Genomic DNA, 22,194 nt, shown 5'->3' on the forward strand with positions numbered 1-22,194 from the left:
GGTCAGTCGTCGAAATGGGTCTTGGAGCCGGCGGTGGACGTCGTGGTGCCGACCTCCCTCAACAGGGCGAAGTCGGAGGCGGCCACCCGGCCGTCGTGGAGCACGTTCAACTGGAGTCCGGCGTCGTACACGTACGGAATGGCAGCTTCCAACTCCACTGCCGGGCGCGCGTAGTTGAGCGCGAACGGTTGCATCGTCTCTCCCTCGTCGGTGTTGCGCCGATCGAGCCGGATCCAGGGGCGCGGCCACCCGGTCCGCCGACTCGTTTCGGCTCCCAGAGACTTATACGAATCGAACGGGTGGTTGGTTTCCTTACTTTCCGTAGTCATCGGGCCGGTTGGCGGTCCGGCCGGGGTGCCGACGTGCGCTCCCGTTCGCCGAGGGAGCCGCGGACGGTGCGCAGAGCGAGCAGCAGTACGCCGATGTCGTCCAGGTACACCGGATCGGGCAGCACGTCGGCGGGCAGTACGAAATAGAGAACCGCGCCCCAGAAGACCCAGCGCGGACCTGTGGGCAGTCCCGCGCGGCGCAGTTCGCGCCGGGTCCTGACCAGTCGCACGAGGATGCCGACGGCGAAGACGAGGACGATGGCCGCGAGAACCGCGGCCAGGGTGATCACCGTTGTGGCATCCACGGGCTGCCCTCCTCCTGGCGTGCCGCGACACGGGGTGTCTCTTCCTGGATTCCCGTTTCCGGCGGCTGTATTGCGGCCGGGACCCGACATGTCGGCGTGTCGGCGCATTTTCCATGCCGCCGCGGGTGCGGGTGGTCATCCCGGTGGCTCACCTGAGTGGCACGGTGTGACGGGGGCGCCTAGTAATGGCAGCGTAACGTCGCTCGTCACACGACGGGGGGCGCAGGAGCGGCCGCACTCTTCCCCATGGAGGCGACTATGACCACCTGCTCTTCATCACCCCGCTCGAACGAACCTGCCATACCCGAAGAGCCGAACGGGGTCGCCCAGCCGTCCGCCGAGACCACCGTCGCCACCGGCACGTACCAGGTGGAGCAGACGAGCACACAGCCCGCCGCGCCGGTCCTGGACGAGGCGGACATGAGTCTCGCCCGGCCCGCCGCGCCCGGACCGGACCAGTCGGACCAGGCACCCGCGCCGGCTGCCGCCCCTGGCCCGGGCCAGTCGGGCGAGGCGCCCGTGCGCGGTGCCGCCCCCGGCTCGGACCAGGCGGACCCGGCGCCCCGGCCCGCCGCCCCCGGCTCGCGGACGGCGACCGACTGGTTCGCCACCCCCGCCCCGGACGACGCGAGCACCCTGTCCGCTCCCTCCGGTTCGAACCCGGTGGTCGAGCCGTCCACCGCGCCGGGCCAGGACTGGATGGACCCCGCGGAGTCGCGCCCGGCCCCGCCCGCACAGGATTGGCCGGATCCCGGTGAGGCACGGCCTGTCGCTCCCGCCCCGGACCGGACGGACCAGGCACCGGCGGTGCCCGCACGGCCCGCCACCTCCGGACGGGACGAGGCCGTGCAGTCTCCCGGGCCCGAACCGGGCGACCCCCCTCAGCCCGCCGCGCCCGGCCAGGACGAGACGGACCAGCCGAGCACACGGGACGAGACGGACCAGCCGAGCACACGGCCGTTCGTCATCCGCTCCCTCGACGACAACCCGGTGGAGCTCCGGCCCGGCACCGCGCAGGGCGCCGCCGTACCGTACGGCGACGCCGTCAGCGACCTGGTGCACGCCGCCGTGGCGGACCGGCCCCTGGAGGAGGTCGTCGCCCTCATCACCTCGCTGGAGGAGTCGCCCGACCACGCGGAGGCGAGGGTCGACGCGCTGCGCACGGCCGCAGTGGCCCGGCCCGTGGAGGACGTCTCCCGGCTGATCGCCCTGCTGACGAAGCCCCCGCGCGACGCCGACTGCGCGGACGAGGCCATCCGGGCCGCCGCCGCGAACCGCCCGGTGGAGGAGGTGACCCGGCTGGTGACCCTCCTGCACAAGGAGCCGCAGATGCCCCACGTCCGCGAGGAGGCACTCCGGGCAGCCGCCACCCGCCGGTCCGTCGGGGAGCTGGTCGAGCTGATCGACCGCCTGGGCCTGGAGCGTCTGGACCGCAACGGCCGCCTGCCGGCCGGGACTTCACGTACCGGCGACGTGACCGGGGAGCCCGAGAAGTCCGGCCGGCCGGGCAAGCGCCGTGTGGCACGCCCCGCTTCGGCCCGTGAGACCCGCCCGACGCGCGACGCCCCGCCTGCGGACCGCGCCCGCGCGACGGACCGGCTCGACCGGACCGTGTCGTGGTCGGGCTGGCTCGCCGCCCTGGCGCTGGCCCTGTGCGCGGTGGCCCACTTCCCGCTGCAACGCGGCGGAGCGTCCCTGCACCTGCACGCGCTCGCCCTCGGCCTGTCGGTGCTGTGCACGGTTCTCGCCGTGCTGCTGGCGCTGCGCCCCGTCGCGGTGGTGCTGGCCGGGGCGGTGGTTGTGCCGACGGTGCTGGCTGCGGCCCAGGCCTACCGGAGTCCCTTCCCCTCGGCGTCCCTGCCCCGGGCCGTGGACCTCGCACTCGCCCCGCCGTGGCTCGCCGCCGCGGCCGCCGTGTGCGCGGCACTGCTGGCCCTCGTCGCGCTGGCCTTCCGTATGGTGGCGCCTCTCGCGGGCAGACAGTGGGCGCCCGCGTCGGCGCCCGAGGCACGCCAGATGGCGGAGTGACGCCTACACACCCCGCACCGGACCGGATCCGCCCACCGCGGAGCCGGTCCGGGCGTCGTTCGCCGCCCGGCGGCCGAGCAGCCCGGCCAGTACCCGGTCGGGTGTCAGCGGGAGTTCTCGGAAGCGCACGCCGGTGGCGTGGTGGACCGCGTTGCCGATCGCCGCGGCCGTCCCGACGATGCCGATCTCCCCGATCCCCTTGCTGCCCATGGGGTTCAGATGGGGATCCTCCTCGTCCAGCCAGTGCGCCTCGATCTCGGCGACGTCGGCGTGCACCGGCACGTGGTACGACGCCAGGTCCGACTCCGTGAAGTCACCGAACGCGGCGTCCATCGTGCTGCCCTCGGTCAGTGCCATGCCCAGGCCCATCGTCATGCCGCCGACGAACTGGGAGCGTGCGGTACGGGGGTTGAGGATGCGCCCCGCGGCGTACACCCCCAGCAGCCGGCCGACCCTGACCTCCCCGGTGACCGTGTCCACGGCGACCTCGGCGAAATGCGCCCCGAAGGCGTGCCGCGCCCACTCGCTCTCGGCGTCCGCCGACCCCCGGGTGTCGGCTCGTGCGTCGAGGCCCTGCTCGGGCAGCGGCCCCGGGTGCTCGGCCAGCCGCCGTACCAGCCGGGCACAGGCCTCGTGGACCGCCCAGCCGCAGGAGGCGGTGCCGGACGAGCCGCCGGCCAGCGGCGCCGACGGGAGTTCGGTGCTGCCGACCTCGATCCGCACCCGCTCCAGCGGCACGCCGAGGGCGTCGGCGCCGATCTGCGCGAGCACGGTCCGGGCCCCCGTACCGATGTCCGTGGCGTTGACCCGCACCAGGAACGTCCCGTCGGGCAGCGCGCGGGCCGTCGCCGTGGCGGGCCACACCATGACGGGATACGTCGCCGCCGCCACCCCCGTCCCCAGGAGCAGGGGCCCTTCCCGGCGGGCGGCCGGCCGGGGATCGCGCCCGGCCCACCCGAAGCGGCGGGCGCCCTCGCGCAGACACTCCACCAGGTGCCTGCTGCTGAATGGCTTGCCGCTGTCGGGTTCGACGTCCGGCTCGTTGCGGACACGCAGTTCGACCGGGTCCATGCCCAGCTCGGCGGCCAGCTCGTCCATCGCGGACTCCAGTGCGTACATGCCCGGAGCCTCGCCCGGTGCCCGCATCCATGACGGCGAGGGCACGTCCAGCGCCGCGACCCGGTGCTCCGTACGACTGTGGGGGGCCGCGTACATCACCCGCGCCGGCACCGCCGCCTGCTCCACGAACTCCTTGATCCGGGAGGTGTGCGTCGTGACCTCGTGCACGAGGGAGGTGAGGCGCCCGTCCGCGTCGGCGCCGAGCCGCAGCCGGTGCAGGGTGGGAGCACGATGCCCCACGACGGCGGGCAGGTACCGGCGGGGCAGCGCCACGGTGACCGCCCGCCCGGTCTGCCGTGCCGCCATCACGGCGAGAACCACGTCGGGCCGTGGTGTGCCCTTGGAGCCGAAGCCGCCGCCGACGTGCTCGGCGGTGACGACGATCCGCTCCTCGGGAATGCCGAACAGCCCGGCGAGCACGCCCCGTACGGCACCGGAGCCCTGGCTGGAGGTGTGCACGGTGAGCCGGTCGTCGTCCCAGCGGGCGGTGCTGGCGTGCGGCTCCATCGGGTGGTTGTGCAACGGCGGCACAGAGTAGGCGACATCGACCCGAGCGGCCGACGAACCGAACGCCCCGTCGGGATCGCCCTGTTCGCGGACGGCCGGATAACCGGCGTTGGCCTCCTCGGGGACGTACACACCCGGGTGCGAGGCGGTGAGGGTCACATCGTGATCCTCGACGGCGTAGTCGACGCGGACCGCGGCGGCACCGGCCCGCGCCGCCTCCAGGGTCTCGGCCACCACCAGCGCCACGAACCAGCCGCGGTGCGGAACCCCGGGGTCCTGGAACACGGCGAGCGTGGGATCGTCCGGCTCGACGAGCCGCGGCGCGTTCTCGTGGGTGAGGACGGCGAGCACACCGGGCACGGCCAGGGCGGCAGCCGTGTCGACGCCGGTCACCCGGCCCCGGGCGACAGCCGCCGGCACGGGCCACGCCTGGGCCCGGCCCGGGGAGTGGTACTCGGCGGCGTAGCGGGCGGTGCCGCTGACCTTCTCCAGGCCCTCCCGGCGCTCGGCAGGGGCTCCCACGCTGCCGGTCATGAAGCCCTCCTCGTCAGCGCCGCGTCCGCGAGCCGGGACAGCACGTCCAGGGCGATCCCCCGGGCCAGCGGCACCTTGTAGGCGTTGTCGCGCAGCGGCTGCGCGGCGGACAGTTCCAGGTCGACGGCGTGCTCGAACGCGGCGGCGGTCGGAGCCGCACCCAGCAGCGCCTCCTCCGCCCGCCGGGCCCGCCACGGCCGGTGCGCCAGCGCCCCGAACGCGAGCCCCACGTCGCCGACCACACCGTCCGACACCCGCAGCACGGCCGCGACGGACGCGAGCGCGAAGGCGTACGAAGCCCGGTCGCGGGCCTTGCGGTACGCCGACGGCAGCCCTGCGGTGGCGGCCGGCAGCACCACGCCGGTGACGAGTTCGCCGGGCCGGATCTCGGTGTCCTGCTCCGGCCGGTCCCCGGGCAGCCGGTGGAAGTCCGCCGCCGCGACACTCCGGGCGCCCTCGGGGCCGTACAGCTCGACACGCCCGTCCAGAGCGGCCAGCGCCACCGCCATGTCCGACGGATGCGTGGCGATGCAGTGCTCGGAGTGGCCCAGCACGGCGTGATCACGGTGGACGCCCTCCCGCGCGCCGCAGCCGCTGCCCGGCTCGCGCTTGTTGCACGGCTTCGACAGGTCCTGGAAGTACGGGCACCGGGTGCGCTGGAGCAGATTGCCGCCGGTCGTCGCCGCGTTGCGCAGCTGCCCCGACGCCCCCGCGAGCACCGCCTGCGACAGCGCCGGGTACCGGTCGCGCACGAGGGGGTGGGCCGCGAGGTCGCTGTTGCGGACCAGCGCCCCGATCCGCAGTGCACCGTCCGGCAGCTCCTCCACCGCGTCCAGCGGCAGCCGGGTGACGTCGACGAGGGCGGCGGGCCGCTCGACGCCGAGCTTCATCAGATCGACGAGATTGGTGCCGCCGCCGAGATAACGGGCGCCGGCGTGGGAGGCGTAGGCGGAGGTCGCCTCCTCGACGCTCCGGGCGCGGACGTAGGCGAACTCCTTCACGGGATCACGTCCTCCACGGCCTCGGCGATCCGCGGATACGCACCGCACCGGCACAGGTTGCCGCTCAGCCGCTCCCTGATCTCCTCCCGGTCCAGCGGCACCGGCTCGCCCGAGGGCGTCTGCGGGCCGGTGACGTGCGAGGGATGGCCGGCCGCCGCCTCGGCGAGCATGCCGGCCGCGGAGCAGATCTGGCCCGGGGTGCAGTAGCCGCACTGGAAGGCGTCGCGCTCCAGGAAGGCCCGTTGCAGGGGGTGGGGTTCCTCGCCGTCGCCGGACAGCCCCTCGATCGTGGTGATCTCACAGCCGTCCAGGGCGACCGCGAACAGCAGACAGCTGTTGACGCGCCGCCCGTCCACCAGGACCGTGCAGGCGCCGCACTGGCCGTGGTCGCAGCCCTTCTTGGCGCCCGTGAGGTCCAGATCCTCCCGCAGCAGGTCCAGCAGGACCCGCCGGTGGTCGACGGTGAGGGTGTGGGGTTTGCCGTTGACGCGGAGCGTCGTCTCCGAGTGGTGCTGGTCGTTGCCCATGTCGTCGAGGACCTTCCCGGACGGTCCGTACTGCCGTACGCACCGCGTATCCACCAGACCACGACTGACACGTGCACCCCGTGCGGAAGAGCCCAGGGGATGTCCGCTAGCGCTCGTCCCGGGACGGGGCCACGGGACGCTGGGACCTGCTCTTGAGGCGTTCGAACGTGCGCGTGAGCTGGTGCAGCGGAGACGCCGTGGAGGCGTCGGAGGGCTGCTGACGCACCGGAGCGGCCGCGGCGGACTCCTGGTAGGCGGCCAGAGCCTCGTGGGCGCGTTCGGCCGCCTCCCGGTACAGGTCACGTGACTTCGTCATGGCCTCGAGTGCCTCGGCGTACATGGCCACGAGACCGCGCTGGCGCTCCAGCTCCTCCTGGAGGGTCAGCAGGTGCCAGTCCTCCCGGAGCGCGGTGAGGGCGTCCTCGGCGCCCTCGGGCAGCGGTCTCGGCAGCGCGGCGTACCTGGTCACCGCGTCGACGAGGCCGGCCGGCTCCGAGCCGTCGAGGAAGACCGCGCGGACGGAGAAGTCCTCGGCGTCGTAGCCCTCCGGCGCCGGGGTGCCGGGCAGCACCACGGCACCACCGCGCGGCACCTGCACACCCGCATCCCGCAGGGCCCAGTTGACCCCCCGCAGCTGCTGCGGGGCAGCCCGGTGCTCCACCACACGGTGCCGCAGCCCCGCCGGCAGCCACCGTGCCACCGGCAGCCGGCCCCGCTCGTCCGTGGTCATCGCCTCGTGGACGACCACATGGATGTGCCACCCGCCGGGCACCGCGTTCCTGAACAGGCGCCGCGTGTCCTTGTCGTCCTGGGGAAGTGGGTTGATCTTCCCCAGGGACAGCTCCACGGCGCCGTCCCGGTCCCAGGCGACGTCCGGCTCCTCCGGCCAGAACAGCGCGGCCGGCGACGGCCAGTCGTTGTTCCACGGCCGCTCGGCCTCGGCGACCAGAATCCACTCCTGCCCGCCGTCCGGCCCGGGCGTCACGCCGATCCGGGCCCGCACGGTCACCGTCTCCTCCACCCGCCAGCGGGCCTCGAAGGCTCGCTCGGCCGGGGCGGCCTCGGTCCCGGCACCGGTCCCGGCTTCGGTTCCGGCCTCGGTTTCGGCCTGGGGCAACTCGAGAAAGTCGTCGATGGCCCGACTTCGCTTGCGCAGCTCGAGCGAGCGCCGGAGCACGTCTTCCGCGGCGCCTCCGGCATGGCGGCCGCGAGCCAGCCACACCGTGGCGGGAGTCATGGGGCGGACGGTGGGGGAGGTCGGCATGGGTCCAATTGTGAACGGGGGCAGGTGCGCCTGCCAGTATCGTCGCCGCAGGCCGACGGGCATAACCCGGGGTCACAGACGGGGCGGCGCCCGGCGGCGCCCGGCGGCGCCAGGGGGCAGCGCCGGGTGCGCGGAGGCACGTGGCGCGCACGGGGTGTGCGCGCCGCGCGCGAACCGGCGGATCACACTCATGGCCCCACCGGTGTCCGGTCCCGACAATGGTCCGCACGAGCAGGGCCCGCCCACCATCCGCATCGGGGCGGGTCCTGTTCGCCTGCCGTCAGGCTTCTCCGGGGCGTCACGATCCTGTCCATCCAACGGAAAGACGCTTTGTCGCGGCCGCCGATCTTCGCAGGTGCGCCTGACGCAACCCCGCCATGCAGCGAAACGGGCAATGGAGACGGATGGGTTACCGCCGTTAACGCAAATGCAACAAGGCCGGGGGCAGCCCCGGCCTTGTCGTGCTCGGTGTCGAATGCCGATCGATGATCAGTGCTGGGCGGTCAGCCTCTCGTAGCCGGCGAGCCGCACGCACACGGTGATGCCGTAGGCGATCTGCTCCAGCTCCTCGAGAGCCGGGTAGGTGGGGCCGATGCGGATCACACGGTCGTCCGGATCGTCGCCGTGGGGGTGTGTGGCCCCGGCCGGGGTGACGGCGATGCCGGCCTCGGCGGCCAGGCGGACCACCTCACGGGCACAGCCGTCGAGAACCCTGAGCGCGACGAAGTAGCCGCCCTTCGGCCGCGTCCAGGTGGCGAGCCCGGTGTCGCCGAGCTGCTCGCTGAAGACGCGCTCGACGGTCGCGAACTTCGGCGCCAGGATCGCGCGGTGACGGCGCATATGAGCACGCAGCCCGTCGTTGTCCTTGAGGAAGAGCGCGTGACGGAGTTGGTTGACCTTGTCCGGGCCGATCGTCCGCTTCCCCGAGTTGGCACGCCACCAGGCGACGTTCGCGGGTGAAGAGCCGAAGAACGCGACCCCCGCCCCGGCCATCGTGATCTTCGAGGTGGAGCCGAACACGAACGCCCGGTCCGGGTGGCCGGCCTCGCGGCACGCGGCGAGGATGTCACCGACCTCCGTTTCGCCGTCGAGGTGGTGCACCGCGTACGCGTTGTCCCAGAAGATCCTGAAGTCCGGTGCGGCCGTCTCCATGGCGGACAGCCGGCGCACGGTCTCGTCGCTGTAGCAGGTGCCGTCGGGGTTGCTGTACTTGGGCACGCACCAGATGCCCTTGATCCGCGCGTCGGAGCGCACGAGGTCCTCGACGACGGCCATGTCCGGTCCGCCGTCGGTCATCGGGACGGGGATCATGTCGATGCCGAAGCGTGCGCACAGGGCGAAGTGCCGGTCGTAGCCGGGCACCGGGCACAGAAACGCCACCCGCTGGTCGGCCCAGCGGCCTTCGGCCCCGGGTACGTCGCCGAGGAGGGCGTGCACGATGCAGTCGTGCATGAGCTCGAGGCTCGAGTTGCCGACTGCCAGCAGCTGGTCGACGGGGACTTGGAGGACGGGCGCGAAGATGTCCCGCAGCTCCCGCAGCCCGTCGCTCGGGGCGCCGTAGTTGCGGCAGTCGGTGCCGTCCAGTGCCGTGTAGCGCCCGTCGGGCAACGTGAGCAGTTCAGCGGACAGGTCGAGCTGCTCGGGCGAGGGCTTGCCCCGCGTCAGATCCAGCCGCAGACCGCGGTCCTTGAGGTCGGCGTAGTCACGACGCGCCTCGTCCAGGCCTAAGGCGAGGGCGTCGGCGTCACGGTGAGCAATGGTTGTCATGGTGTCCTTGGGTCAACGCGGTGTCGGGCGGCGCCGTGGTGCCGCCGCCCGGCCCGACGCTAACAAGCGACAACCGGTCGGCTCACCGTTCTTGCTGCTCGACGGCCTTCTCGTGGGAGATGTCGAGATCGCGTAGCAGGTAACCCGCGTGGAGCCGGTTACGTGCCCCGATACGGCGCATGATGTCGGCGAGGTGGGGCTGGAAGGTGCGCAGGGAGATGCCCAGACGCTTGGCGACGACCTTGTCGTCGTAGCCCTGGGAGAGCAGTTTCACGATCGCCGTCTTGATTTCCTCGGAGCTGCGCAGCACCTGATCAGCGCGCTGGGCGGCAGTGGGAGCTTCACGGCGATCGCGGTCCCCTCGAACCCCGCGCCGACCGGTGCGGCTCGCTCGACCTGCGCGATCAGACCCTGGGTGCCGAAGGTGTGGTGCACCGTGGCCTGGGCCACTTCCAGCTCGGCGGCGATGCCACGCGTGCTTCCGGCCGCGCGCCCTTCTCTCGCCATGGAGTCGATGGCCGCCTTGATCCGGCGGCCCTGGCGGTTCTTCTCCTGGCGGCCGCGCGCGAGCTCGGGTTGCGCATCCCGCACGTAGGACAGGTCCTGCTCGCTTCGGATCGGTCCCGTATGCAACCTTGTCTGCTCCGCTGCACATTCACTTGGAAAATGCCAAAGCCTTCACCTGGGCCGAGCACGTTCCGTAGTGTCGTGCTCACGTTCGCGGGAACGGCCGTGCAGGGGAGGGGGGATTCGGCGTGCCCGGAATCGACGAGAGTCTGCTGGAGGCCATGCGGCTGCCCGGCGCGCGAGGGGCGGCGGTGGTCGACTGGATCAGCGGTCTCGCCCTCGGCGCGGTGGGTGACGCTCCGGGCGGTGACCTGGAGGCGGCGGCCGCCGAGACCGCCGAACTCGCCCGCCTCGCCACGGAGAGCGGCGTGCTCGCCCCGGCCGGCGGTGACGCGGGCGGAGCGTCCGGCAAGGAACCACCCGTACAGGACCTGATCATCACGAACAGCGACTCGTACCACCTGCTCAGGTTCGTCACCACGACCTTCGACAGCACCGTGTTCCTGCACTTATGGCTCGACCGCGGCGACGGCAACCTCGCCCTGGCCCGCATCCGGCTGGCCGAGATGGCGGACAGACTGGTGCTCGGATGATCACGCCGTCCCGGACCTCCCGCACGGACGAGCCGGTCTCGGCCCTGCTCGGCACCCTCGCCGTACAGGGCGCGAGCGGCGCCCTGTCCACCGAGGCGGGGATCGTCTACCTGGCCGCGGGACACGTCGTCCATGTCGAATCCGCCCTCACCGCCGACATCGGCGATCTGCTCACACACAGCGGCGCGCTCGCCCCGGACGGCTGGTGGGAGGCCATCGACCAGGCGGGCCGCCGTTGTCGCGTCGGCCGTCAGCTGGTGGACAGCGGCCACCTGGCCGCCGGCGCGCTCGAACTGTGCCACCTGGGCGCCCTCTTCGACGCGGCGTACTTCGTCCTCGCCCACGACGGACCGGCACTCCGCTTCCGCCCCGGAGCCGCGCACTGGCTGGGCGCGGTCCGTGCCGTGCCGGTGGACACCGTCCTGCGCGAGTCGAGACGCCGCCGCGAACTGCTGCACCGCATATGGCCCGAACCCGCGATCGACCTCGCCCCGCTCGCCCGCGTGCCCGGCACCGGCCCGGCGGACCTGCCTGCCCGCCGCAGCCGCACCCTCGCCCAGGTCGACGGTGTCCGCACGGCCGCCCAGATCGCCACCGCCCTCGCCTGCCGCACCTTCCACACCCTCGTCGAACTCCGCCGCTTGGCCGCCGCCGGGCTGGTCGTTCCCAAAGTCCCCGCCCCTGCTCCAGCTTCTGCCCCCGCCCCCGCCCCCGCCCCCGTGTCCGCCGAGCCGGGCCCCGCCCCTCGTCCCACGGCACCGGACGAGCCCGACACCGCACTGCTGCGACGGCTCCTGCACGCCTTGGAGGCACTGTGATCCGCGCGCGACGACAGCGTGCCGAAAGGAGACTGCTCATGGCCGTCGAGACCGACGTCCTCGACGAACTGCGTCGGCTCCGCACCCGAGTCCCCCGCCTGACCGGTTCGCTCGCGGCCACCGTCGACGGACTCGTCCTCGCCCACGACGTCCCGGACGCCGAACCGGAGGGACTCGCGGCGCTCACCGCCGCCGCCCTCGGCGTCGCCCACCGCATGACCGACGCCGCGGCCCGCGGCGACTTCCGTGAACTACTGGTGCGCGGCTCCGGAGGCTACGTCGCCACCTACGCGGCCGGTGCGACCGCCGTCCTCACGCTCCTCGCCGAGGACCGCGTCAACGTCGGCCGCCTCCACCTGGAGGGCCGGCGTGGCGGCGCCCGGATCGCGGACCTGGTGGCCACGCACGTCGGCCCGGGCACCGGCCGCCACGCCGACCGGCCCGCGCCAGCCGAACACCTCGCGGCGGCACCCCCCGCCACGGCCCGCCCCATCGGCACCCTCCCGGTACGCACCCCGCAGCGGCCCACCCATCAGCCGCGCCCGCAGACCGGCAGCTGAGCCACCCGAACCACCAGAACCACGAACCATCCGACCCACTGAGCAACACCGAACGAAAGGAACCGCCCGCATGGCCAACACGGAGACCGCACTGAAGGAATGCCTGAGCTCCATCGACGGGGCGACGGCCGTGGCACTCGTCGACTACACCAGCGGCATGGCGCTCGGCACCCTCGGTGGCAGCAAGGACTTCAACCTGGAAGTCGCCGCCGCCGGCAACACCGATGTCGTACGGGCCAAGCTGCGCACCATGGAACTCCTGGGCCTGAAGGAGGAGATCGAGGACATCCTGATCACCTTGAACTCCCAGTACCACCTCATCCGCCTGCTCAAGGGGCGCGGCGGCAGCGGACTGTTCCTGTACCTCGTGCTCGACGCGAGCCGCGCGAACCTGGCGATGGCCCGCCACCAGCTCCGCCGGATAGAAACGGACCTGGAGGTCTGAACCCCGCAACCCCGAACGGGAGCCCTCCGTCACGGATCACGTCGCGGAGGGCCCCGCGTTCGAGGGGTACACCTGCCCGCAGACGTTCCGGAGCCACTCGATCAGCAGCCGGTTAATCTCGGCGGGACGCTCCTGCTGGAGGAAGTGGCCGCAGCCGTCGAGGATGTGGGAAGCCGTCAGTCCGGGCAGCGTGGCCGGGTACGCCTCGATGGCGTCGGCCAGCCAGGTCGTGGACGCGTCCAGGCCGCCGCCGATGAACAGCGACGGCTGTGTGACGGGGGCGCCGGCGAAGTCCGCCAGGTCCTGCCAGTCCCGGTCCATGTTCCGGTAGCGGTTCAGGGCGCCGGTCATGCCCGTGCGTTCGAACTCCCCGGCGAGGACGTCGAGATCGGCCTCGCTCAGCCAGTGCGGCAGCCGGTCCACGGGGAAGCGGTCGCGCAACCGGCCTCCGCGCGCCACGAAATGCGGGTCGGATCCGGGCATCGTGTCCGCGGACAGGGCCGCGTAGAAGCCCGCGAGCCAGCCGCGCACGTCGGGCTCGATCTCCGCCTCGGCCCGGCCGGGTTCCTGGAAGTACGAGACGTAGAACTCCTCCTCGCCGCCCATCCGCGCGAAGACCTCGCTGGGCCTGGGCCCGCCGGGCGGCGTGTAAGGGACGCTCAGCAGCGCGACCGCGCGGAACACGTCCGGCCGGACCAGCGCCGACGTCGCGGCGATGGTCGCCCCCCAGTCGTGCCCGACGAGCACCGCGGACCGCTCGCCCAGCGCCTCCACGACGGCGACGTTGTCGGCCACCAGTTCGAGCATCCGGTACGCGTCCACCTCCGCGGGCCGGGACGAGCGCCCGTAGCCGCGCACGTCGACGGCCACCGCGCGGTAGCCCGCGGCGGCCAGGGCGGGCAGCTGGTGGCGCCAGGCGTACCAGGACTCGGGGAATCCGTGCAGGAGCAGGACCAGCGGCCCGTCACCCTGCTCGACGAGGTGAAGGCGGCCGGCCGGTGAAGGGACCAGGCGATGTGTGGGGTCGACGGCGGACGTCTGCGGCATGGATCCTCCCGCGTTCCGAAGAAAGGGGCGCTCGGTCCATCGATCATGCAGCGCCCGCCGCGACGCACACGACGCCTGTTGCCGGTTCGGCAAAAGGCTCAGCCGTGGAACGTGATGTACCCGTTGCCGTCCTTGTCGGAGCCGCTCTTGGTGTACGAGTGCACGTCGGCGCGGCTGCCGGACGGCTTGTACACGTAGATCGTGTCCTTGTCGTTGTTCCACATGAAGTTGCAGTTGTCGCGGTACACGACGTTCTTGGCGTCGGAGTCGGCCCCGTTGCCGCCGCGCAGCTTCACGTAGTCACCCGGCTGAAGCGTGTGGCTCGCGGTGAAGGTGAACCTGTTCCCCGCGGCGTCCTTCACGACGTACCCCTTGAGGTTCACCGTCGTCGACCGCGAGTAGTTCTTGATGGTCAGGTACTCCTCGTCGGTGTTCCCGCCCGAGCAGCGGTTGGAGTCCCTCCCGGGAGCGTCGTACTGGATCCCGCGGATCTTCAGCGCGGAGTTGTACTCGGCGGCCTGGGCCGGAACCGCCGTCAGGGCGGTCAGGGCCCCGGCGGCGACAGCCGTGGTGGCGACAAGGCGTATACGCATGGACGTTCGTCCCCCTTGCATGGCCCTCTGGTGAAGGCGATGTGATGGTTCGGTGAAGCATCCGGATCGTACACGGTTCAAGCACGCATAAGGGCGGGTCCGGTGGCATTGCCACCGGACCCGCCCACGGGGTGTGGAGACGTCAGGCGCCGCTGGCCCGCAGCATGTCCTCACGCTCGACGATCTTCACGCGCTCGCGACCCTCGGGCGCGCCCAGCGCCTTCTCCGCGGCGTCCAGCTTGTACCAGCCGTCCCAGGTGGTGAAGCGGACGTTCCGCTCGGCGAGGAACGCGTCCACGGCCTCGAGGGCGGGGGAGGCGGGCGTGTGCAGCCGGCCGTTCGCGTAGTCGTCCAGCAGGTTCGCCACCGTCTCGTTCGCGTCGCCCTTGGTGTGGCCGATGAGGCCGACGGGGCCGCGCCGGATCCAGCCGGTGACGTACGTGGACTGAAGGTGCTCGCCGGTCTCCTGCATGACCCGGCCGCCCTCGTCGGGGACGGTGCCGGAGTCGAGGTCCCAGGGCAGCTTGGGGAGTTTGTCGGACAGGTAGCCGACGGCGCGGTAGACCGCGCCGACGTCCCAGGTCTTGAACGTGCCGACGCCCTTGACGTTGCCGGTGCCGTCGAGTTCCGTGCGCTCGGTGCGCAGCCCGACGACCTTGCCGTCCTCGCCCAGGATCTCCACCGGCGACTCGAAGAAGTGCAGGAAGAGCTTGTGGGGCCGGTCGCCGACGTCGCGGATGGCCCAGTTCTCCAGGGTCTTGGCGACCATGTCTGCCTGCTTGTTGCCGCGCCGGGTCGCGATCGAGCCCTCGTCGTAGTCGATGTCCTCGGGGTCGACGATGACCTCGATGTTGGGGGAGTGGTCCAGCTCCCGCAACTCCATCGGGCTGAACTTCGCCTGGGCCGGGCCGCGGCGGCCGAACACGTGGATCTCCTTGGCCCGGTTGCCCTTGAGTCCCTCGTAGACGTTCGGCGGGATCTCCGTCGGGAGCAGCTCGTCCGCCGTCTTGGCCAGGACGCGTGCGATGTCGAGCGCGACGTTGCCGACGCCGAGCACGGCGACCTTCTCCGCCTCCAGCGGCCAGGTGCGCGGCACGTCCGGGTGGCCGTCGTACCAGGACACGAAGTCCGCTGCACCGTACGAGCCGTCGAGGTCGATGCCCGGGAGGGACAGCGCCCGGTCGGCCATCGCGCCGGTGGCGAAGATCACGCCGTCGTAGAACGCCCGCAGGTCGTCCAGGCTGATGTCGGTGCCGTAGTCCACGTTGCCGAAGAGCCGGATCTGCGGCTTGTCGAGGACCTGGTGCAGGGCGGTGATGATGCCCTTGATCCGCGGGTGGTCGGGGGCGACGCCGTACCGGATCAGTCCGAACGGCGCCGGCATGCGCTCGAAGATGTCGATGGACACGCCGGGTTCGGCGGCCACCTCGGACTTGAGCAGGGCGTCGGCGGCGTAGATCCCGGCGGGGCCGGATCCGACGATGGCTACCCGCAGGGGGCGGGGCATGGTCAGGTTCCCTTCGAGCGGCGACAAGCGATCTCGCCGTGAAGCCTAAACTGAGGCATGCCTAAGTTGGTACGCGGGTCCGGTCTATGAGCTCATAAGGCGACCTTATGAGCACCCCTCGTGGCTGCTTATGGCAGCGGCTGCTCCGCCCAGATCACCTTCCCGGCGGGCAGATAGCGCGTCCCCCAGCGCTCGGCGAGCTGCGCGACCAGGAACAGCCCTCGCCCGCCCTCGTCCGTCATCGTCGCGTACCGCAGACGCGGCGACGTGCTGCTGCTGTCGGACACTTCGCAGATCAGGTTGCGGTCGCGCAGCACCCGGACGTGGATGGGGCCGCCCCCGTACCGGAGCGCGTTGGTGACCAGCTCGCTCAGGATCAGCTCCGTGGTGAACGTCAGCTCGTCCAGTCCCCACCGGGCCAGCTGCCGGGTGACCGCCGCCCGTACCTCGCCCACGGCCGCCGGATCGGCCGGCACCGGCCACTCGGCGACCTGGTCGGCGGCGAGGGCCCGGGTGCGCGCGACGATCAGCGCGATGTCGTCGCTGGAGCGAGCCGTGAGCTGCGAGTCCAGGACGGTCCGGCAGGTGTCCTCCGGTGACCGGCCGGACCGGCCCAGCGCCTCGCGCAGCATGTCCAGCCCGACGTCGATGTCCCGCTCCCGGTCCTCGACCAGCCCGTCGGTGTAGAGGACGAGCCGACTGCCCTCCGCCAGCTCCAGCTCCGCCGTCTCGAAGGGCAGGCCGCCGAGCCCGAGCGGGGGGCCGGCGGGCACGTCGGGGAACTCGACACTGCCGTCGGGATGAATCAGCGCCGGCGGGGGATGCCCGGCCCGTGCGACGGTACAGCGCCGGGAGACCGGGTCGTACACGGCGTACAGACAGGTCGCGCCGGTGACGGGGGCGCTGCCCTCCTCCTCCGTCTCGTCCTGGTCGATGCGGCCGACCAGCTCGTCCAGCAGGGCGATGAGTTCGTCGGGCGGGAGGTCGAGGGCGGAGAAGTTGTGCACCGCGGTGCGCAGCCGTCCCATGGTGGCCGCGGCGTGCAGCCCGTGGCCGACGACGTCCCCGACCACGAGCGCGACGCGGGCCCCCGACAACGGCAGCACGTCGAACCAGTCGCCGCCCACCCCGGCCTGCGCGGGCAGATAACGGTAGGCGATCTCCAGGGCGTCCTGTTCGGGCAGGTTCCGGGGGAGCAGGCTGCGCTGGAGCGTCACCGCCATGCTGTGCTCGCGGGTGTAGCGGCGCGCGTTGTCGATGGAGACGGCGGCCCGCGCGACCAGCTCCTCCGCCAGGGCCAGCTCGTCCGTGTCGAAGGGCTCCGGCTTCTCGAAGCGCCAGAAGCTGACCACGCCGAGCACCAGGGAACCGGCCCGCAGCGGCACGGTGATCAGGGAGTGGATGCCGTACTCCACGATCTGCGCGGAGCGCTCGAGGTCCTGCGCCTGCCAGCCGGGGGCCTCGCTCAGCCGGGGTTCCAGGACGGGCCGGCCGGTGTCGAGGCTGCGGCCCTGCGGGGAGGACTCGACGAACCTGATCCGCTCGCCGACGGGGTAGAGCGGGGCGTCCTTGCGGACCCCGCTGAGCGCCACCCGGCTGAGCGCGGCCGCCGCGTCCGGCTGCCCGCCGCCCAGCACCGCGTCGAACAGGTCCACGGTGGCGAAGTCGGCGAACCGGGGAACCGCCAGCTCGGCAAGCTCCTCGGCCGTACGGGTCACGTCCAGGCTCGTCCCGATGCCCACCCCGGCGTCGTACAGCATGTTGAGCCGTTCCCGCGCGGCCTCGGCCCGGCCGGACAGGGCACGCAGCTCGGTGGAGTCGCGGAGCGTGGCGACGCTGCCGGGCGGGACGCCCGCACGGTCCGTGGTGCGCTGGTTCACGGCGAGCAGCCGGTCCCCGACGAGATGCACTTCGTCCGTGGCGACGCGCCCGGAGGCCAGCAGCTCGGCGGTGCCGGGGTCGAGCCCCAGGCTGAGCACGTGCCGTCCCTCGGCGTCGGCGGGCAGTCCGAGCAGCCGGTGCGCCTCGTCGTTGGCGAGCAGCAGGGTGCCCCCGTCGTCGACGATGAGCACGCCCTCGCGGACGGCGTGCAGCACGGCGTCGTGGTGCTCGTACATCCGGGTCATCTCGTGCGGCCCGAGCCCGTGCGTCTGGCGCAGCAGCCGCCGGCTCACCAGCGCGGCACCCGCCGTCGCCAGGGCCAGCGCCGCCGCGGCGGCGGACAGCACGAGCGGCAGCTGACGGTCCGCGGTACCGCCGACGTTCTTCGTCGTGATGCCCGCCGAGACCAGCCCCACGACCCGGCCGTCCGGATTCTTCACCGGCACCACGGCCTGGACCAGCGGACCGATGGTGCCCTCGATCTCCTCGGTGAACGACTCCCCGGCCAGCGCCGGCGCGATCGTCCCCACGAACTTCTTCCCGATGCGGTCCGGCTTGGGATGGGTGTAGCGGATCCCGTCGGTGTTCATGACGACGATGAAGTCGACCTTCGACTGCTCACGGGCGGCCTCGGCACGCGGCTGGAGCACCGCCGTGGGGTCGGGGCTCTCCAGCGCCTCGACCGTGCCCGGCGCGTTGGCGAAGGTCTCCGCGACGGCGAGCGAACGGTTGCGCGCCTCCTGGGTCGTGTCGTGCCGCACTTGCAGGACCAGCGCCACCACGGCCGCCACCACCAGCAGCAGCACGATCACCACGACGAGCAGGAACACCTGTCCGGCGACACTGCGTCCGCCCAGCACCGACCGCAGCCCCGCCACCGGCTGCCACCGCGACGGGCCCGCCTCCCGCCGCTGCCGTCGGGCAGACGGCGCAGCGCCGGGCCGCAGGGGCGATCGAGTCCCGGATCGACCCAAGAGTCGGACCATGTGCCATGTCTACACTGCCCGGCCGCGCGAGGCGAGGGGCGTCACCCATGGTGACAGGGGGCCTCACCGTTTCGTCACCCCGCAGCCTCAGGACGGCTCGCGGCCTCAGGTGCTCAGGGAGCGGGCGAGCTCGCTCGTGGCCCGGGCGATCTCCGTGTCCTCGTCCGCCATCAGCCGGCCGAGCTCACCGCGCCGGGCCCGCACCGCCTGCCGCGCCGCACGCTCCCACACCACCGGGTTCTCCCGGCGGTTCAGCAGCTTCGGGTAGACGGCGGCGGTGCTCTCCCACTGCCGGGCGTCGGCGATGCTCTTGAGCAGCTGGATGATCTGGGCGCGGCAGGTCACCTGCGGCAGCTTCGCCAGCTCCCACAGGAAGGGAACCGTGGCGGCCGTCGCCTGTTCCACGACGAAGCCGAACTGACAGATCCGCCGGCGCAGGTCGGCGAGTGCGGAGCGGGCGGTCTCGGCGTCACCCCAGGCGATGCCGTTGAGCAGGAGGGGAATGGCCGCCGCCGAACCGGTGGAGTCCTGGATGTCACCCCAGGGCACGCCGTCCAGGGCGGTGAGCGGCGTGGTCCTGGCGACCCCGGACGGGGCGTCGGGGCGCTGTGGGCGCTCGCTGCTCGGGTGTTCCGTCGAAGCGCTGCGCATGGCGAGGGGCCTTTCCGCGGCAGTCGTGTCAGATGGGGGGACAGGTCGACAACCTGGCCCAGACCGTCTTGCCCGCCGGAGGGCAGGGGGTCCAGCCCCACTCCTCGGACAGGGCGTCGACGATGCACAGGCCCCTGCCGTGCTCCTCCAGGGCGGAGCCGGTGGGGGCGTACACGGGCGGGTGGTCGTCGGGGTCGGAGACGGTGACCAGCAGGTGCGTGGGGTCCAGGAGGAATCCGAGCCGGATCTCCGCAGCGGCCGGCATACCGGTCGTACCCGCCGCCCCCGGCGCCGCGTGTGTCGCGGCGTTGGCGGCGAGCTCGGTGATGACCAGCGTCGTGTCGTCGCAGCGGTGGTCGAGCGACCAGAGGTGCAGGGTGTCGCGGGTGAAGGACCGGGCGCGCGCGAACCCCTCCCTGCTGCACTCGACGCGCAGGGCGGCCGAGGCGGACAGGGCACCGGAGGGCTGCGGCATCGTCTCCGGCATCGGGGGCGGGGTCACGTACGGCGCCGCCTCGTACGGCGTCACCGTGCGCGGGCCGGGCGGGAACCCGGTGCTCGTGGCGGGTGCGCCTGCGTGTGCCGCAGCCCCGCTGGGCGGCCGGAGCACGTGGTGCGCAGCTGATGACACGGCATCTCCCCGATGCGAGGTCAGAACGCGGCGCCGACAAAGGGGTTGACGCCGCGGCTATTATCCACGCTGACGGCGTCCGCGTGCAATTGCACGCGAAATTGCGTGAAAAACGAGCCGTGTTGGGTACGCAAGCCGGGACGTGAACGAGAACAGCAAGGAGACCGCGGTGCCACCAGTGCAGAACGGAGTGCAGGCAAGCTCGTTGGAGGCCTGCTGGATCAAGAGCCGCCGCAGCAACGCCGAGGGCAACTGCGTCGAGGTCGCCGCTCTCGTCGACGGGGGGATCGCGATGCGCAACTCCCGTGACCCCGATGGGCCCGCGCTCGTCTACACCGCGGCGGAGGTGGCGGCTTTCCTGGCCGGAGCGAAGGACGGCGAGTTCGACCACCTGCTGTGAGGCCGGCCTGGTGAAGTGGAGCCCAACTCGCCACTTCTGTGCGGCTGCTCCGAGGGATGCGAGCACGCCCGGCAGAGTGCGATAGTGTAAATCGCCCTTGTGCCGGTCTGCTGGGAGTCAGGATGTCCGCCGCGTCGCATCGCATCTCCCGTCTGGAACCCTACCTGGACAGGCCCGAGCCGGCGCCGACTCTGCTGAAGATGCTGGTCGGTGTGCAGCTGGCAGGCTTCCGTGAGGACGCCGGGCTCGCCCAGGACCAGGCGGCGCGCGCTGTCGGCTTCAGTGCCGCGAAGCTGTCCCGCATCGAGTCCGGCAAGGGCCGCCGCCCGCCGACGGAGAACGACGTCCGCGCGCTGCTGCGGCTGTACGGCACCGACGACTACGAGGCCTCGGTGCTGCTCAAGCTGCTGCAGCGTGCTGGAGAGCCGGGCTGGTGGCAGCGGTACGACAAGCGGCTGATGCCCGAGTGGTTCGACCGGCTGGTCGGACTCCAGGAGGCCGCCGCCACCATCCGTACCTTCGAGATCCAGTACGTGCCCGGCCTGTTGCAGACGCCCGCCTACACCAGGGCCGTGGTGGAGCGGGGCCTGCCGAACGCACCGGCCGGTGAGGTGGAGCGGCGCGTCGAACTCCGCAAACACCGGGCACGGTTGCTGTTCCGGCCGGAGGCACCGCAGCTGTGGGCGGTCATCGACGAGTCCGTGCTGCTGCGCGTCCTGGGCAGCACAGAGGTGATGCGGGAGCAGCTCGCGCACCTCGTCGAGATGGCCGAACGACCCAACGTGACACTGCAGATCGTCCCGCTGAACGTCACCAACGCCTCAGCGCCGGCCATCCCGGTCACGTACCTGCGCTTCGGCGGCCTCGACCTCCCCGACGTGGTCTACCTGGAGCACATCAAGAGCGCGAACTTCCTCGAGGACCGCGACGAGACGGAGGAGTACCGGATCGCGCTGGACCGCCTCGCGGACGAGGCGCTCAAGCCCCGTGACTCCCTGGAACTGCTGCGCACGACGATGGAGCAGCGCTACCCGTGACGCGCGAGTGCCTCGCGCGGGACGCGGGTCGTCCCGCGCGAGGCACCTGCGTCACTTCTCCAGCGGAATCCGACCCACACCGCCGAACTCGATCCACTCGTGCGTGAGCTGACGGGGCGCCACCTCGGTGTCCGGACGCCACGTGGACACCTCCACCAGCCCCGGCTCGAGGATCTCCAGACCCTCGAAGTACGCGGCGACGTCCTTCTCCTCACGCACGCGGCCCCAGTGGCCCTGGGTCGCCTGGTCCATGAAGTCCGTGACGAAGGCACGGACCTCGGGGTCCTCGCTGACCAACTGGCACATCACCATGAAACTGCCGGGCGCGAGCCGCTCCCGCACGCGGCGGGCCACCGCGAGCGGCCCGTCGGTGTCGCTGTCCGGGATGCAGTGGAACACCGAGTTGAAGAGCACGCACACCGGCTCGGAGAAGTCGATCAGCCGCTTGGTGTCGGGGTGGTCGAAGATCAGGTCGGTCTCGCGCATGTCCGCGTGGATGACGCTCGTGCGCTCGTCCTGCTCCAGCAGCGCACGGCCGTGGACCAGCACCATCGGGTCGTTGTCGACGTACACCACGTGGGTCGAGGGGTCGATGCGCTGGGCGACCTGGTGCACGTTGTCCTGCGTCGGCAGGCCTGATCCGTGGTCGAGGTACTGCCGGATGCCGTACTCCTCGGAGAGGGTACGCACGACCCGCTGGAGGAAGCGCCGGTTGTTCAGGGCCAGGCGGCGCGTGCTGGGCACGACCTTGTCGAGTTCCTCGCACGCGGCACGGTCCGCCGCGTAGTTGTCCTTGCCGCCCAGGTAGTAGTCGTACATGCGCGCTGCCGTCGGCACGTTCGCGTCGATCTCGGTGGACAACTGCTTCTCGGAGTGCATCGTTCCCCCTGCGTGGTGCCGCGCCAACGGACTGGCTGGACAGGAAGTACATCCTAGGGAGGGGGAGTTGGCCGCTGCCAGCCCAGTGGCGAAGGTGCCCACGATCGAACGACCGGATGATCGTCTCGCGCGACGGTGTGTGCCCTCTGTGGCGCGCTTGCGTACACAGCGTCACCGGACTCCGGGGGCATGGACGGGGTACCCGCCAGGGGACGTTC

Annotated in this window: 22 protein-coding genes and 1 pseudogene; 7 read left to right on the plus strand and 16 right to left on the minus strand. The window is 72.0% G+C overall.

What is annotated here, in order from left to right; genetic code table 11:
* Positions 1 to 2: 2 nt before the first annotated feature.
* Both tgmA and GTY47_RS02620 read right to left on the minus strand, forming a co-directional pair.
* On the minus strand, positions 3 to 194 hold the full coding sequence (tgmA, locus tag GTY47_RS02615; protein ID WP_010038137.1) for a putative ATP-grasp-modified RiPP: 192 nt from the start codon (positions 192 to 194) through the stop codon (positions 3 to 5).
* 131 nt (positions 195 to 325) lie between these two features.
* The gene (locus GTY47_RS02620) at positions 326 to 634 is read right to left on the minus strand and encodes a YkvA family protein (protein WP_010038139.1); all 309 of its coding nucleotides are present in this window, start codon (positions 632 to 634) and stop codon (positions 326 to 328) included.
* 258 nt (positions 635 to 892) lie between these two features.
* Here GTY47_RS02620 and GTY47_RS02625 point away from each other — a divergent pair, with 258 nt between their 5' ends.
* Positions 893 to 2,662 (plus strand): hypothetical protein, encoded by a 1,770-nt coding sequence (locus tag GTY47_RS02625; RefSeq protein WP_010038142.1) that lies wholly within the window; start codon positions 893 to 895, stop codon positions 2,660 to 2,662.
* Between the two features lie 3 nt (positions 2,663 to 2,665).
* On the opposite strand, the gene GTY47_RS02630 is transcribed toward GTY47_RS02625, so the two are convergent.
* The 7 genes and pseudogenes from GTY47_RS02630 to GTY47_RS41795 all read right to left on the minus strand — a co-directional run.
* Positions 2,666 to 4,822 (minus strand): xanthine dehydrogenase family protein molybdopterin-binding subunit, encoded by a 2,157-nt coding sequence (locus tag GTY47_RS02630; protein ID WP_010038144.1) that lies wholly within the window; start codon positions 4,820 to 4,822, stop codon positions 2,666 to 2,668.
* Positions 4,819 to 5,823 carry a xanthine dehydrogenase family protein subunit M gene (locus tag GTY47_RS02635; RefSeq protein ID WP_010038146.1) on the minus strand — a complete coding sequence of 335 codons (1,005 nt, stop codon included), beginning with the start codon at positions 5,821 to 5,823 and terminating at the stop codon, positions 4,819 to 4,821. Before GTY47_RS02635 ends, GTY47_RS02630 begins: the two co-directional genes overlap by 4 nt.
* Positions 5,820 to 6,350 (minus strand): 2Fe-2S iron-sulfur cluster-binding protein, encoded by a 531-nt coding sequence (locus tag GTY47_RS02640; RefSeq protein ID WP_010038147.1) that lies wholly within the window; start codon positions 6,348 to 6,350, stop codon positions 5,820 to 5,822. Before GTY47_RS02640 ends, GTY47_RS02635 begins: the two co-directional genes overlap by 4 nt.
* A 106-nt stretch (positions 6,351 to 6,456) precedes the next feature.
* Entirely contained in the window at positions 6,457 to 7,614 is a 1,158-nt protein-coding gene (locus GTY47_RS02645) for a hypothetical protein (protein ID WP_102514933.1), read from the minus strand.
* Between the two features lie 489 nt (positions 7,615 to 8,103).
* Positions 8,104 to 9,381 carry an aminotransferase class I/II-fold pyridoxal phosphate-dependent enzyme gene (locus tag GTY47_RS02650; protein WP_010038149.1) on the minus strand — a complete coding sequence of 426 codons (1,278 nt, stop codon included), beginning with the start codon at positions 9,379 to 9,381 and terminating at the stop codon, positions 8,104 to 8,106.
* An 82-nt stretch (positions 9,382 to 9,463) separates the two neighbouring features.
* Complete coding sequence (locus GTY47_RS02655; protein WP_010038151.1) at positions 9,464 to 9,655, minus strand: helix-turn-helix transcriptional regulator; 192 nt, start codon at positions 9,653 to 9,655, stop codon at positions 9,464 to 9,466.
* A gap of 68 nt (positions 9,656 to 9,723) precedes the next feature.
* Positions 9,724 to 9,888, minus strand: a pseudogene (locus tag GTY47_RS41795) (TetR/AcrR family transcriptional regulator); the annotation flags it as partial.
* A 248-nt stretch (positions 9,889 to 10,136) separates the two neighbouring features.
* Between GTY47_RS41795 and GTY47_RS02665 the strand changes: the two are divergent.
* From GTY47_RS02665 to GTY47_RS02680, 4 genes are all read left to right on the plus strand, one after another.
* Positions 10,137 to 10,541: a hypothetical protein gene (locus GTY47_RS02665; RefSeq protein WP_010038154.1), complete on the plus strand. Its 405-nt coding sequence runs from the start codon at positions 10,137 to 10,139 to the stop codon at positions 10,539 to 10,541.
* Positions 10,538 to 11,359: a hypothetical protein gene (locus tag GTY47_RS02670; RefSeq protein ID WP_010038155.1), complete on the plus strand. Its 822-nt coding sequence runs from the start codon at positions 10,538 to 10,540 to the stop codon at positions 11,357 to 11,359. Before GTY47_RS02665 ends, GTY47_RS02670 begins: the two co-directional genes overlap by 4 nt.
* A 38-nt stretch (positions 11,360 to 11,397) precedes the next feature.
* Complete coding sequence (locus tag GTY47_RS02675; protein ID WP_010038158.1) at positions 11,398 to 11,919, plus strand: roadblock/LC7 domain-containing protein; 522 nt, start codon at positions 11,398 to 11,400, stop codon at positions 11,917 to 11,919.
* Between the two features lie 70 nt (positions 11,920 to 11,989).
* Positions 11,990 to 12,364, plus strand: a complete 375-nt coding sequence (locus GTY47_RS02680; protein WP_010038159.1) for a hypothetical protein — start codon at positions 11,990 to 11,992, stop codon at positions 12,362 to 12,364.
* Between the two features lie 36 nt (positions 12,365 to 12,400).
* Here GTY47_RS02680 and GTY47_RS02685 read toward each other — a convergent pair whose 3' ends face one another.
* The 6 genes from GTY47_RS02685 to GTY47_RS02710 form a co-directional block, all read right to left on the minus strand.
* The gene (locus GTY47_RS02685; protein ID WP_010038161.1) at positions 12,401 to 13,411 is read right to left on the minus strand and encodes an alpha/beta hydrolase; all 1,011 of its coding nucleotides are present in this window, start codon (positions 13,409 to 13,411) and stop codon (positions 12,401 to 12,403) included.
* A 98-nt stretch (positions 13,412 to 13,509) separates the two neighbouring features.
* Complete coding sequence (locus GTY47_RS02690; protein WP_010038163.1) at positions 13,510 to 14,004, minus strand: lamin tail domain-containing protein; 495 nt, start codon at positions 14,002 to 14,004, stop codon at positions 13,510 to 13,512.
* A gap of 142 nt (positions 14,005 to 14,146) precedes the next feature.
* Positions 14,147 to 15,511, minus strand: coding sequence for an FAD-dependent oxidoreductase (locus GTY47_RS02695; RefSeq protein WP_010038166.1), 1,365 nt, complete (start codon positions 15,509 to 15,511; stop codon positions 14,147 to 14,149).
* 128 nt (positions 15,512 to 15,639) lie between these two features.
* On the minus strand, positions 15,640 to 18,378 hold the full coding sequence (locus GTY47_RS02700; protein ID WP_102514934.1) for a SpoIIE family protein phosphatase/ATP-binding protein: 2,739 nt from the start codon (positions 18,376 to 18,378) through the stop codon (positions 15,640 to 15,642).
* 105 nt (positions 18,379 to 18,483) lie between these two features.
* On the minus strand, positions 18,484 to 19,029 hold the full coding sequence (locus GTY47_RS02705) for a hypothetical protein (RefSeq protein WP_010038169.1): 546 nt from the start codon (positions 19,027 to 19,029) through the stop codon (positions 18,484 to 18,486).
* A 28-nt stretch (positions 19,030 to 19,057) separates the two neighbouring features.
* Entirely contained in the window at positions 19,058 to 19,516 is a 459-nt protein-coding gene (locus GTY47_RS02710) for an ATP-binding protein (RefSeq protein ID WP_237556394.1), read from the minus strand.
* Positions 19,517 to 19,829: 313 nt separating this feature from the next.
* On the opposite strand from GTY47_RS02710, the gene GTY47_RS02715 reads away from it, so the two are divergent.
* Positions 19,830 to 20,060: a DUF397 domain-containing protein gene (locus GTY47_RS02715; protein ID WP_029181057.1), complete on the plus strand. Its 231-nt coding sequence runs from the start codon at positions 19,830 to 19,832 to the stop codon at positions 20,058 to 20,060.
* A gap of 122 nt (positions 20,061 to 20,182) precedes the next feature.
* Entirely contained in the window at positions 20,183 to 21,097 is a 915-nt protein-coding gene (locus GTY47_RS02720; RefSeq protein WP_010038181.1) for a helix-turn-helix transcriptional regulator, read from the plus strand.
* Positions 21,098 to 21,148: 51 nt separating this feature from the next.
* On the opposite strand, the gene GTY47_RS02725 is transcribed toward GTY47_RS02720, so the two are convergent.
* The gene (locus GTY47_RS02725) at positions 21,149 to 21,976 is read right to left on the minus strand and encodes an SAM-dependent methyltransferase (protein WP_010038183.1); all 828 of its coding nucleotides are present in this window, start codon (positions 21,974 to 21,976) and stop codon (positions 21,149 to 21,151) included.
* Between the last annotated feature and the right edge of the window lie 218 nt (positions 21,977 to 22,194).

The organism is Streptomyces sp. SID5464 (assembly GCF_009862985.1).
Taxonomy (GTDB): domain Bacteria; phylum Actinomycetota; class Actinomycetes; order Streptomycetales; family Streptomycetaceae; genus Streptomyces; species Streptomyces chartreusis_D.